This is a genomic window from Histophilus somni, from assembly GCF_014202395.1.
Classification (GTDB): Bacteria; Pseudomonadota; Gammaproteobacteria; order Enterobacterales; family Pasteurellaceae; genus Histophilus; species Histophilus somni.
Window position 1 is genome coordinate 1 of record NZ_JACHGQ010000009.1, and the last position, 15,084, is coordinate 15,084.

General features: G+C 40.6%; 3 protein-coding genes. 2 read left to right on the forward strand and 1 reads right to left on the reverse strand.

Annotated elements, in window-relative coordinates; translation table 11 throughout:
• The first annotated feature begins 48 nt into the window (after positions 1 to 48).
• A complete protein-coding gene (locus HNR69_RS06870; protein ID WP_183405659.1) occupies positions 49 to 12,150 on the forward strand; it encodes a YadA-like family protein in 12,102 nt (4,033 codons plus the stop codon).
• A gap of 121 nt (positions 12,151 to 12,271) precedes the next feature.
• Here HNR69_RS06870 and miaB read toward each other — a convergent pair whose 3' ends face one another.
• Complete coding sequence (gene miaB / locus HNR69_RS06875) at positions 12,272 to 13,696, reverse strand: tRNA (N6-isopentenyl adenosine(37)-C2)-methylthiotransferase MiaB (RefSeq protein ID WP_011609310.1); 1,425 nt, start codon at positions 13,694 to 13,696, stop codon at positions 12,272 to 12,274.
• Between the two features lie 151 nt (positions 13,697 to 13,847).
• Between miaB and HNR69_RS06880 the strand changes: the two genes are divergently transcribed.
• Positions 13,848 to 15,014 (forward strand): FAD-dependent monooxygenase, encoded by a 1,167-nt coding sequence (locus tag HNR69_RS06880; protein WP_075294515.1) that lies wholly within the window; start codon positions 13,848 to 13,850, stop codon positions 15,012 to 15,014.
• Positions 15,015 to 15,084: the final 70 nt, after the last annotated feature.

The window sequence follows — 15,084 nt, forward strand, 5'->3', positions numbered from 1 at the left end:
ATAAATCAATAAAAAACCTAATTTTAAAAGCTTAAAGAGAGTGAATTTATGAACAAAATCTTCAAAACCAAATACGATGTAACAACCGGTCAAACCAAAGTTGTGTCTGAATTAGCGAATAACCGTCAGGTGGCGAGCCGTGTTGAGGGGTCGTCGGTCGGTGTGGGTCAACCGAAGTGCGGTGTGTTTTTAGGCGGTATGTTAGGGGCGTTTAAGGTCCTGCCGTTGGCGTTGGTGATGGCGGGGATTTTTGGGGTGTGCAGTGTTTCATATGCTGAGATAACATATATTGATATGGATCACAAAACTGGATCAGCAGGTGTGCAAGAAAAATGGAGTGAATCAGGTCAGTGGAAAAATGGCGGTAGAGAAAATATTTTGTTCGCACCAGTTGCCGGAGATGAAGCTACAAAACATGGCGGGGTAAATACTGATGTACAAAAATCCGTCATTATTGGACCTAAGGCGGCGGGTAGAAATAGAAAAAACAATGATGGTAGTATTGGCGTAGGGATGACTGTACTTGGACATAATGCCATTGGTTGGAATTCTCAAGCAACTGCAATCGGTAATAATGTCTATGCCGGCGAGCAAGGGACAGCCATTGGATCTGATATCATGGCGGCAGGGTATGGGTCAATTGCCCTCGGTAATGATGATATATACAAAAATGGTCAAGGATTTGATGATGCATTACCGGAAAATATCATTATGGAAATCTATGGGTATAGAGGTAATCATCAAGGAAAAACAACTTACAAGGATATCTTGGATGAAACTAGCTTTAAGCAAAAATATGGAATATATAACTTTACAGATAATAGACACTATTCTCCAACTTATTCAGCAGGAATGGGAGCAATCGCTATCGGGTCAAGATCTGTTGCCTATGGTGATACTTCACTTGCTTTAGGAACCTTATCATTTGCTTTGGCTAAAGGCTCAACCGCTGTTGGCGTTCGTGCATTTGTTGAAAAAGATGCAGAAGGCGGTGTTGCGATAGGGGACGCATCTAGGGTATTTGCTGCGAATTCATTTGCTGTAGGTAATTATGCAGAGGCAGCAAATAAAGGGGCTGTATCTTATGGCTCAAACGCAAAAGCAGTGGGTGACGGCTCGATCGCATTCGGTTCGAGTTCAACATCTAATGCGAAATTAACACAAAGGTCAGCTAGTAAATTCAGAGAAAAACTGATGTCTGAGTTAGGTATTGGTCAAATTACTGAAAGAGAGGATAACTCGCATGGTGTAACTCTAACATCAGCCGAAGTGAATAATCTTAAAGTTGGAGATGAAAATGCAGTTGTTCAATCCGGATTTTCTGCTCATTTAAAAGACGACATAATTAATAAAAAAATTGCAAACGTTATTAAAGATTTAAGTTTGGAATATGAGTATGAGAATAATACCTACTTAACAGTAGGTGGAAAAGACATAAAAAAAATTCAAAAAGAAGGAAATCATGCCGTAACTATAGGTTATTACACTGCAAATAGTGGAGATAATACTGTAGCCATAGGGACTGCTTCCTATGTCAAAGGTAAAAATGCAGTGGTTTTAGGTGCGTTAAATAACGTCGGACAATATGCGAGTAATACGGTAGCGATTGGGGTTGGGACAAATGTGCATAAAGAAAACTCAATCGCTATAGGAACGGGAACAACTGTAGCAGGAGCGGGTGTTGTCGCTATGGGTTTAGGCGTGGGAGTTACTAAAGATAACACAGTAGCTATAGGTTATGGAGCATTGGGAAAATCAAGCGAAAGTATCATTTTAGGAAATAGTGCAACAGTAACAGATCAAGCAAAAAAATCTATAGCTATTGGTAACGGTGCAAAAGTTGAAAACAAAAATATAACAACAAGTCTTACAGAACAGGAAATGTCCGCTATTGCTATAGGAACTAGTGCAACAGCTAACGCTCAAAATAGTGTAGCGTTCGGAAATGAAGCTCAAGTAAGCATGGAAAATTCGGTAGCATTAGGGAATAAATCACATACAAAATATTTCTATCAAAATGGTAACAAAAACACAGCCACGCTCATCGGAAACGGCACAAATGATGCGATTAATTTAGATCCCTATGTTCCAGAAGGTTCTAGCTATAACTTAAAAACCGATAAAGCGGCGGGTATTGTGTCCGTCGGTTGGACAAAAAATGGCAACGGCAAAACACAAGAACTGGGCTTAAGACGGATTGTCGGGGTGGCACCGGGTGCGTTGGACTCTGACGTGGCGACGATTGGACAATTAAAAGCCTTAGAATATGTAAAAAGAGAAGGCTTAGTCGTTTATTATACGCAAGAGGGTAATCAACTATATAAATTAGTTAAAAGTGCGGAGGATGGCAACTTCTATAAGGTAGATACAAAATATGGAACACCAATAAAAGAATTAGGTTCAGTATCACAAGACAAAGTATTAGTTGGTGCAAAAGGTGCTTTAGAAAAAGAATTTCAACTTAACGGACGTAAATTTGTAAATATCGGTCAAAAAATCCGCTTCGGGCATTTGAAAGATGGCGAGATTAAATCAGATTCCGATCAGGCGATTACGGGGAATCAGCTTAAAAATGTGGGTGATATTTTAGGGATATCTGTAAACACTGGTAATACAAAATTTGATAACCCTAGTTTTACCGCTGTGGAATCTATCGGTAGTGGAGCTGGTGGTCAAAATACTTTTAAAGGGGCAATAGATGCTCTTATTACTGCTGTAAATAAAGGGTATAAGTTTAGCGATGGCACAGCTAACCACCCGAATAAAGACACGCCATTCTATCTCGGTTCAACCATTGAAATTAAAGCGGGGGATATTAGCAAAAGTAATAAAAAAACACATTTAGGTAAGAACCTAAAAACCCAATTTAAACCGAAAGACAAAAAAAATGAAGTCGCTGAATTTACCATCGGTTTAACCGATACCCCAGAATTTACGAGTGTAAAACTTACAGCTGCACCTACAGAGAACACTCACGCCGTTAATAAAAAATACGTTGATGACAAACTCAAAGACGTGGCTTCAAATATCCACTTTATGTCAGTAAAAGCCCCGACAGACGCAAAATCAAAAGGCAACTATAGCAACGACGGTGCAAAAGCTGAGGGGGCGATTGCGATTGGTGTGGACGCAAGTGCCGCTTCTGAAAACTCCATCGCTATGGGTAAAGGCTCGAAAATTGAGGCGGAAATATCGAACGCCGTCGCTATCGGGGCGAATAATCATCTCAGAGCAAAGGCAGGAGATCAAAAGATTGATAATACGGTGGCTATTGGTTCAGACAATATCATCACCGGACGAAAAATCGTGAATTTAGGTTCGGGGAATAAGATAGGTAATACTGATAATAATTATCAACAAGTTAAAGGAGCAGGTGCGGTCAGCATACGAGTGATCGGGGACGATAATAAGGTTCATGGGGTATGGAATACCGTCATCGGCGAAGGGAATAAATTTACAGATTCCTCAGTCTATGTTCATTTGATGGGTGATAAAAATACCGTCACAGATTCCAAAAATACCATCATATTAGGCGATAACAATACTGTCTCAAAATTAGCAAACTCTATCATTATTGGTAAAAACATAACTGCTAAATCTAATGTTAAAAACAATAATAATTTAATCGTCATGGGTAACCAAGCCCAAGCAACAAATGCGAATAACAGTGTGGTGATCGGAGCGTCTGCAAAATCTACAGCAGTAAGTGCGGTCGTGATTGGACAAGGTTCCGAATCCAAAGCCGAAAGTGCGGTAGTTTTAGGTAAAGGGGCGACTGTTCAAGCTAACGCCGCAGGTGCGGTAGCGATTGGTGAAGGGGCGTCTGTATCTACAAATGCTGGTAATTCGATTGCGTTAGGGAAAGGATCGCAAGCGACGGCTAAAGCGAATGCAAAGGCAAATGCTACTGTAGAGGGCGTGAATTTTGCCTTTGCAGGTGGGACTGGAAATAATAAGACAGTATTAAGCATAGGTAAAGCTGGAACAGAGCGTGTCATTAAACACGTGGCAGCGGGCGAAGTGAGCAAAACCTCAACAGATGCTATTAACGGAAGTCAATTGTTCAGTGTGACAACGGAATTTGCAAAACTGGCAAAAGATGTCCTTGGGGCGGAGTTAGGCACAACTAATCAATTCAAAAAATCAAAATTTAAGACATTAAAAGCAAGTAGTAGTGGTGCGGATACACCATCAGAAAAAACATTTAGAGAAGCGATTAATGCAAATATAGACCAAATTAATAAAGGCTTGGTATTTAGCGACGGCACAACTACTAATGGCACTGGCACAAGACAGCTGGGCGAAAAGATCACCATACAAGCCGGCAATATTGACAGCGGTGATTTTGTCAGTGACAACATAAAGACGAATTACGGACCGAACACAGGAAAATTCCTGATTGGGATTAAAAAAGAGCCAACATTTGACAAAGTAAAAATTAACAATGCACCTACTGATGATAAAGATGCTGTCAACAAATCCTATTTAGATACGCAATTAGCCGGCAAAGCCGCAAGCTTCCAAAAAGGGAATATTACTGCTAATGGAGATATATCGGTTACTGGTTCTACAACAGGGGCTGTCATTGGTTCTGGAATTACGATTGATTTAAAAACAGAGACGAAGAATAAAATCAATAAAATCGGTACAGGGAAAATAGAAGCCGGCAATGAGGGTACTGTCACGGGTAAAACTGTACACGATTATATGAATAACTTCTCAAGTACACTGCGTTTATCGACGGACGGAAACGCTGACAGCGGAAGCGTGAATTTAAAAACCGGTAAATTACAGGTGACAGGCAATAATCCGATTTCTGTTGATATTGCAAATAGCAAAATCACGGTGAGTATGACTAAGGAGTATAAGGACAAAATAGACAATGCCTTAAGTAAAACCGATGCAGGGACAGCTTATGCGAAAGTAGATGCTTCTAATATTACAGATGAGACTAATAAGGGTAAATGGAGAACGGCACTAGACGTCTATTCTAAAACCGAAGCCAACGCTGAAATCGCCAAAGCGAAAGAAACAGTCACAAATGGTGAGGGAATTACGGTTAGTGCAACGCCGGACGGCACAGACGGACCGAAAACCTTTAAGGTAGCATTGGCAGACGAGTACAAAACCAAAATCAACAGTATCGGCTCGGGTTCTGTCGCAGATAACGATAAAAACACCGTCACCGGCGGCAAGGTGTATACAGCCATTGAAGAAGCAAAAACTGCTTTAACCTCTAAAATTAATGGTAAAGCGGACAAAAATTTAAGCAATATCGATGAAACGGGTAAAGCAAAAATTAAAACGCTTGCTACAGAAGCGATTGATGTACAAGGTAAAGATGGCGAGTTAACAGTTACCTCTAGCACGAGTAACAATAAAAAGTCATTTACGGTTGCATTAAATGATGACATTAAAACCAAAATTGATGGCATTGGTACTGGAACTGTATCAGATAAAAATGACAAAACCGTAACGGGCGGTGCTGTACATACTGCTATTGAGGCGGCAAAAACTGCATTGAAAGGGGATCTTTATGACAAGAATGCAACATTTGGCTTAAAAGGTAATGATAGTCAAGAAGTTAAAAAGACACTAAATAATAGTATAGAAATCAAAGGAAGTGAAACGGCTAGAACTAGTGGCACAAATATTTATGTATCAAAAAATGATGAAAACGGTCTAAAAATCGAATTGGGTGAAACGTTAAAAGGAATAACTTCGATTACTAAGGGCGATAATAAGTCTAAAATCGACTTTAAAGATGACAGTATTGATTTAATGCCAGTTAATGGAAAAACTGTCTCTATAACAAAAGACGGTAAAATCAGCGGCTTATCAGATGGTCAAATTGAGAACGCCTCAAAAGACGTGGTCACAGGAAATCAATTGCATGATCTAGCGGGTAAATTAGGCGTTAGTGTGGATACAAATTCTAAAACCGGTTTTACCGCACCGTCGTTTGTCGCCGTCAATTATCAAGGGCAAACAGAAACTAACGGAAAAACCACCTTTAAAGAAGCAATCAATGATTTGATCGTGGCTGTGAATAAGGGGTTTGTAATTAGTGATGGAACCGATAATGGAACGCTTAATCTAGGAGATACATTACAAATTAAAGCGGGTAATATCGATAAACCTGATGCACAAACCTTAGGATTTACCAGCGATAACATTAAAACAAAATATTTATCAAATAAAAAAGAAGTGTTAATCGGGATTAAAGAAAATCCGAATTTCAAAACGGTAACAGTAACTGACACAATTGATGAAAAAACGCCGGAAAATACGTTGATCACGAAAAAATATGTTGATGAAAAATTAGCCACTAAAGCAGGGACATTTAACGTGAGTTCGGATAAAGGTGACACAAACAATATCACCGGCACTTTATCTGTCAAAGGTAAAGAAGATGATGCTAATGGCAAACATCAAAATATTAAAACAGAAGCGACAGGATCGAATTTAACGATAGCACTTAATAGCGACTTAAAAGGTATATCGGCTATCGGTAAAGACGATAAGGCTAAGATTAGTTTTAATAAAGATACTGCTAAAAATGAGATCGAGTTTAGTTTGGGAGATAACACGAAATATAAATTCGATGAGAATGGATTAGACTTAGGAGGTAAAAAAATCACCACACTTGCGAGCGGTTTAGGGTTGACAGAGGCTAGCAATACTGACATAGGTAATAGCACCAATAAAGGCATTATTGATAAAGTTCTTGATGGGACGATTGTTACCCAAAATGGCACTAAAAACAACGCCATCAATGTCAAAGACCTGTCCGAAGTCGCTAAAGCCCTTGTGAAAAAAGGACTTTCATTTGAGGGGAACGGTGGCGATAAGGATAAAGTTACTCGCAAACTCGGTGAGACGTTGAAAATTGTGGGTAAAGGTGATCAGGCTAAAAATATCACTGTAGCGGATAACAATATTAAAGTGTCGAAGAAAGCGGAAACTAATGGAAGTACAACCGACACATTAGAAATTGGTTTGTCTGATACTTTAACAGCCATTAAATCTATTGCCAATGGCGAGAATGCGAAAATTACTTTAAGCGGAAGTAATGGAAGCAAGGACAAAATTACCTTCAAAGCAGGTAGTTCAGAGGTTACCCTAGCCGATGGTAAATTTAGCGGCGTGTCTGAAATTAATAAAGAATCAGGCAAAGCTGCGTTGAAACTTGAAGCCGACAAAGCGACCTTAGAAAGTGCTAGCGGTAATTCCAAAGTGGAATTAAAAGATAAAGCAGTAACAATTACAGCTAAAGAGGATAAAGGATCGTTAAAACTCACCGAAAACACTGCAACCTTAGAAAGTGCGAAAGACGGTTCAAACCTGGCATTGGATAATACCAGTGCAACGTTAAGTGCGGGTAAAAATAAGGGCAGTATTAAAGTTACCAATGGAGCGGATAACAAAATTGAGTTAAGTCCGGAAAACGGCTCAACCGTTACGTTGAAAAAAGACATGACAAATGGCGGAGTGCAAGCCACCGGCTTGTCTACCATCGGTAAAGATGAGAATAACGCTTTAGTGTTTAAAAACGGTACGAGTGGCACAAACACGGCAGAGTTAAAAGTGGGTGGTGCGACGTTAAAATTCACGCCAACGAATGGAACTGGAAATGCTAAGACCGTGAAAATCTCAAATGTGGCGGTTGGTAATATAACGACTGATTCAAAAGAAGCTATTACCGGCGGACAACTTCATGATTTAGCAGGTAAATTAGGGGTTGAGGTTGATAGCTCAGGTAAAACTGCGTTTACAGCACCATCATTTAATCCGATAAAAGGTGGTACAACTAATAGCAATACAGGTCCTACAACCTTTAAAGATGCTATTACTCAGTTAATCACCGCTGTGAATGGCGGCTTGACCTTTACAGGAAATGATACTTCCCAAAGTAAAACCACATTACAATTAGGTGGAACATTGACCATTGATAGCTCAGAAAGTAAAACAAAATTAGAGAACTCTAAAGAAACTAAAGAGAAAGACATCACTACAAAACTAGAACCATCGAATGGTAGCGACTCTAAAGCAGGTACACTCACGCTGACTTTAAATAAAGCAACATCTGTCGATGAAAATGATGAAAGGGTTGTTACATCTAGTGCGGTAGCAAATAAATTAAAAAACTATACAACAACAGCTGATTTAACCACAGGCTATCTCAAAGTTGATGGTTCGAACATAGGTGATAACAAATCTAAGTTTGGTAATAATGTCGGTATTGCTGAAATCAAACTCGGCGAAACTGACAAGAGCGACACTGAATTGGTACAAGCTAAAGCCTTAATCAACTATCTAAAAGGTACAGGTCAAAAATCCGTTAAAGTATCCGATAATCCAGAAACTAAGGCTGAAGGAGACTATTCTATTGCTCTTGGCGATAAAGCGGTAGCACAAAATGAAGGTGCAATTGCTATCGGTTATGGTGCTAATGCTAAAAATAGAAACGCACTTGCCATAGGGAGAGATAGTGATGTATTAGGCGAGCATGCTACGGCTATTGGTTACAAAAATAATGTATCGGGCAATCATTCCGGTGCATTCGGGAAACAAAACACGGTTAGCGGAAAGCATTCCTATGCTGTGGGTGCTTATAATGACATCAAAGGCGAACACACTTATGTCTTGGGTTCAAGTGTCACGACAGATGACAAGGTAAAAAATGCCGTCATTTTAGGCAACAAATCAACAGGAGAAGCAAATGCGGTATCTGTAGGTAGCAAAGATGAACAAAGAAGAATTGTTTATGTTGCTACACCAGAACACGAATTTGATGCCGTCAATAAGAAATATGTGGACGACTTGACGTTATCGTATAAAGCGAATAGCACAGAACCTGCGAAATCTATCAACCTCAAAACAGGGGCGTTGGACTTCGTGAAGTCGGAAAATATTTCTGTTGCTGTGGAAGCTGATGGAAAAATTACGCATACGTTGAATAATGAGCTTAAAGAGATTGGAAGTATTAGTGCTACCAAAGATGAAAAAGGTGCAAAAATCACTTTATCAAAACCTGATACAAGCCCTGATACAAGTAAAACATATGAAAAATATGTAAGTTTTAATGAGGCTAAAATAAAAGATATATTAGATGGTACAATATCAAGTGATTCAAAAGACGCCGTAACGGGTAAACAACTGGCGGATTTAGCGAAGCAATTAGGCATTGAGGTTGACGACAATAAAACCACCTTTAAAGCTCCAACATTTGATGACTTCAAATTAAAAGGGGTTGATGGAAAAGATGGAACTGCACCACAAAATATCGTGGGTGGTTTGAAAAATGTCGTAACCAAACTTAACGAGGGCTTGAAATTCGGCGGTGATGTTCCAACAGGTACAAATAACGGCACCCACTATCTCGGTTCGACCATTAATATTGTGCGTTTGGCAACGCCTGCGAACACTGGCACAACGACTACACAGCCAGCTACAACTACGCCAGCCATCACAGCGTATAGTGGGGAGAATTTAATCACGCAATATAGCAATACTGGTGGCAACGCCAAAATCGAAATCGGCTTTAAAGACGAACCGACATTTAGCAAAGTGACTTTATCAAAAGCACAAACGTATGGTAATAGTAGCAATGTTGGCGACAACGACCTGATTAGCAAATCCTACCTTGATGCCGCATTAAAAGACTTTAAGTTTAATGTGGAATATGGTGGTAAGAAAGTCCAAATCGGTCGCGGCGACACCTTGAAATTTAATGCCGGTTTGAATATTAAAGTAGAGTTAGCTCAAAATGGTACTACACAACCAAGTGCGGGTAGTTCTGCACTCGCAAGTGGTGCAAGTAGTTCAAATAGCGGAGATAGTACCGCCGGCGGTGGAAATGCTACAGCTTCGGTAGGTACGTCCGGTTCGTCAAATATGGCTTCACAAGGAACGGGGGCAACTGGCGGAAGCAGTGTACCACCGACAACAACCATATCAAATGGCGGTGCAGGGGCAGATAGTGCGGTCGCTTCAAGTACGACTTCGTCAAGTGGTGCAGGTACAAATGGCAAAAGTGGTACAAGCAGTACAGCTTCGTCAGGAGCTACTCCAAGTACGACAACAGCCGGCACAGCAAGCAGTACAACATCGAACACTACAGCGGTGGTGACGATTGGTACGACTGAGGACTTGACAGGTTTGAAATCTGCTGAGTTTAACGGCGAAAGCGGTAACACGACTAACATTACCGGCAATGAAATTGTGTTGAAAGATCAGGCAGGTAACGCTCATACACAAACGGCGACATCGCAAATCATCACGGATAATACAGATCCCGATAAGGAAAAAGCGGTTGTGACAACGGCTGAGGGCGTGACAATGTCTGTGGTCAGCGATGATCAGGTTTTGGTCAATGATCAAACAGCAGAAGCGAATGTTTTAAGCAATGGCAAGCACACGACAGAGGTGAAAGCCGGCGAGGTCGCTATTAAAGACAAGAGTGGTCAAGAAATCGTGAGCTTGAAAGTGGCAGAGGGTGAAAACGGTCAAGATGGCAAGGGAGCTACGCTGGCGTTTGCTAAAGGCACTGACGGTAAATCGGGCACTGGCGTAATCACGGGCTTGAAAGACCTAGATGCCACGGCTGACGGTTCAAGTGCGGCGAATAAAAACTATGTGGATGAAAAAGTGTCCGATTTGGACAGCAATCGACCGTTTGACTTCTATATCCAAGAGGGCGATGACTATACCAAAGTTGTCAAAGGACGTGATGGTAAGTTCTATGATCCTAAAGAGTTAGAGGGGGCGAAGTATGATGCAGAAAGTAAAAAATATACTTCTCAAGATGGACAAGAAGTTACACCGGAATCGGATAAAGTCATTATTCGTGCCGAACCGACTGCCGCACCTATCGGGATGAATAACGTGGCGAGTGGTTTGGGACTGGCAGATCCTGAAACTGATCCGGTTAAAGCAAAAGAGGCTCAAGAGAAAGCGACTGCACTCACCAAAGCTGTTGAGGAAAAAGTGAAAGCAATAGGCGATAAAGCGAAAGAACTTTCAACTACAGCCCAAAAAGTAACCGATTTAACTTTAGCCGTGAGCGGTTTAGAAATGGCGATGAGTGCCATGCCTGAGGGTGAGGATAAAAAGAAACTTCAAACTCAATTGGAGGAAAACAAGAAACAGCTTGAAAAAGCTAAAGAAGATCTAGGGAAAGCAAAAACTGCTTTAACCGAGGCTCAGACAGAATTAACAAAAGCCAATGCTGACTATGAAGCCAACTACAAGGGTTATGAAAAAGTTGCTGACTTAGTGAAACCTGATAGCCAAGCGGATTTAACCAACGTAGCCACCATTGCTGACGTGCAGGCGGTAGCGAAATCCGGCTTGAAGTTTAAGGGCAATGATGGTGTTGAAGTGCGTAAACAACTCAGCGAAACCTTAGCAATTAAAGGTGAAGGTGATACGTTTAACAGCAACCTCACCGCCGCCGGCAATATCAAGGTGGAAACAGACGGCAAGGGCTTAGTCGTCAAACTGTCCGACCAGTTGAAAAACATGACTTCGTTTGAAACTCGTGAAGTGGACGGTAAGAAATCCCGCTTGGACAGCAACGGTTTACAAGCGAGCAGTCTAGACAGCGAAACTTTTGTAAATGCACAGGGTACCCGTATTACGGGTAAAGGAAATCATGCCGGTCAATCGGCAAGTTACACCCTCGATGGCATGGCGATCACCGGTAATAATGGAAGCGTGCAGTTGAATACGACCGCTCTTTCCTTTGCAACCACTCGAGACCAAGCGGGTAAACCTGTCGGTACAGGGGTTATCCGAGGTCTGAAAGACTTGGACGCACAGGCTACCGGTGATATGGCGGCAAATAAAAACTATGTGGACGAAAAAGTGGGTGCTGCCGTCAATCGCTTGGATAATGTCATCAGTACCAACAACCGAACCTTACAGGCAGGTATTGCCGGTGCGAATGCGGCGGCGGCATTGCCTACAGTAACGATGCCGGGTAAATCGACCATTGCGTTGTCCGCAGGGACTTACAAAGGCAGAAATGCGGTAGCGATAGGCTATTCACGTCTAAGCGATAATGGTAAGATAACGCTGAAATTACAGGGCAACAGCAACTCTGCCGGCGATTTCGGCGGTGGCGTAGGTGTTGGTTGGACATGGTAGTCTAGTTTAACCGCTATAAAAAAGCAGTGAGTAATCACTGCTTTTTTTATGATAAAAGTTTCACCGCTCTTTTTAGTTTTTGACGTTCGACAAAATCGAAAAGAAAATCCTGTTAAATTAATTACCCTTGATAATGTCCGACGCCCAGCTCGTCTTCTTTACGAGTGCGGTTAATAACGACTTGCGGAGATTGAACAATACGTAACCCCATTTCATCTTCGGTACGAACTACCTCACCTCGCAGAGAATTGGTATAGACATCAGTAATTTTAATATCTACAAACTTACCGATCATGTTAGGCGTTCCTGCAAAATTAACTATACGATTTGTTTCCGTACGACCTGTTAATTCCATAATATCTTTTTTCGATGGACCTTCAACCAATACACGTTGCTCTGTCCCTAACATTGCTCGACTAAATTGTGCTGCTTGATTGTTAATGCGTTGTTGTAGCAAATATAGGCGTTGTTTTTTCTCTTCTTCCGTTACATCATCAGGCATATCTGCTGCCGGCGTTCCGGGACGAGCAGAATAAATAAAGCTAAAGCTCATATCAAAATTCACTTGAGCAATTAAATTCATCGTGTCTTCAAAATCCTGATCCGTTTCCCCCGGAAACCCAACAATAAAATCTGAACTAATCTGAATATTCGGCCGCACTTTTTTCAATTTGCGAATAATTGATTTATATTCAAGTGCGGTATGATTTCGCTTCATTAAATTCAATACACGATCTGAACCGCTTTGCACGGGTAAATGTAAGAAACTCACCAATTCAGGCGTATCCGCATATACATCAATAATATCATCAGTAAATTCAATTGGGTGGCTGGTGGTAAAACGTAATCGATCAATTCCATCAATAGAAGCGACTAAACGTAATAACTCAGCAAATGAACAAATACCGCCATCATGTGTTGGTCCACGATAAGCGTTCACATTCTGCCCCAATAAATTGACTTCACGCACCCCTTGCTCTGCAAGTTGTGCGATTTCGAATAAGACATCATCTACGGGACGACTTACCTCTTCACCTCGAGTATAAGGCACTACACAGAATGAACAATATTTATTACAGCCCTCCATGATAGAAACGAACGCTGTCGGTCCTTCCGCTCTCGGTTCCGGTAGGCGATCAAATTTCTCAATTTCAGGAAAACTTACATCAACCACCGCACTTTTTCCACCACGAATTTGATTAATCATTTCAGGTAGGCGATGCAATGTTTGTGGTCCAAATACAATATCAACATAAGGTGCACGTGAACGAATATGCTCCCCTTCCTGTGAAGCAACACAACCGCCCACACCAATTACCAAGCTCGGATTTTGTTTCTTTAATTCTTTCCAACGACCTAACTGATGAAACACTTTTTCTTGTGCTTTTTCACGAATAGAACAGGTATTTAATAACAATACGTCCGCCTCTTCAGGCACATCAGTCAGTTCTAAACCATGGGTATTTAAAAGCAAATCTGCCATTTTTGAACTATCATATTCGTTCATTTGACAGCCCCAAGTTTTAATATGCAATTTTTGTGTCATGTCAGTATTTAAAATTCATTCATAAGTAAAAAATCAGTCGGTCATTTTACAGAGTTGTTGCACCTGTTACCAGCTAAAAATCAGATTTTATTTTTTAAATTTAGCCAACAGAGCTAAAATAGAGAGAAATTAGTTTGTGGAGAAAATAAATATGCAAAAAGACATTATTGTTGTTGGCGGCGGCATGATTGGTGCGGCTTGTGCGACAGGATTAGCTCAATTAGGATTACAGATCCACGTCATTGAACATCATTCTCTACCTGAATTTGATCCGACATCGGATTATGACATTCGCATTTCTGCAATTAGTGTTGCATCAGTTAATTTATTAAAAACCCTTAACGCATGGCAACATATCGAAAAAATGCGTATTTGTCCTTATCGAGGACTGGAAACTTGGGAAATTGAGGGATTTGCCACAAAATTTCATAGTCAAGATTTACAACTGCCGGAGCTTGGATTTATGGTAGAAAATAATCTTATTCAACTGGGATTATGGCAAACATTTTCTTCATACCCCAATATTACTACCAGTGTGCAAAATTCTATTGAACATGTTGAAAAGTGCGGTAAAAATTGGCGTATTTTTTTATCTAACGGAGAAAGTTATCAAGCAACTCTCATCATTGCAGCTGATGGTGCCAATTCACAATTACGCCAAATTGCAGGTATAGGTTTGACAGGCTGGCAATATCGGCAAGATTGTATGCTTATTTTAGTGAACACAGAACAAGATCAACAAGATATTACTTGGCAACAATTTTATCCCAGCGGACCTAGAGCCTTGTTGCCGTTACAAAATAAGCAAGCTTGTTTAGTTTGGTATGACAGCCCACAAAAAATACGTGAATTAAAACAGCTACCAAATGAAAAACTTGCGGAAGAAATTCATCAATCGTTTACCCCTAGACTGGGCAAAATAAACGTACAAAAATTTGCGACTTTTGCACTAACACGTCGTCATGCACAAGATTATTTCAAACAAGGTATTGTTTTAGTTGGCGATGCCGCACACACGATTAATCCTCTTGCCGGACAAGGTGTCAATTTAGGTTTTAAAGACGTCAAAGTCCTGCTTAGTGTAATTGAAAGTGCGGTAAAAAATAATGAAGATTTTTCAGCGGATCATGTTTTACAACGTTATCAAAACCGACGGAAGCCTGATAATTTACTGATGCAATCGGGTATGGATCTGTTTTATAAAGCCTTCAAAGAAGATAGCATGCCATTAAAAATAGCTCGTAACTTGGCATTACTGGGTGCAAACAAAATAACGCCTCTTAAAAAACAAGCGTTGAAATACGCACTTGGTTTGTAAAAAATCACCTAAAAATGAAATCATCACTTTCAATTATGAGCTAATCGCTATATCATTAGCCATTCAAAAC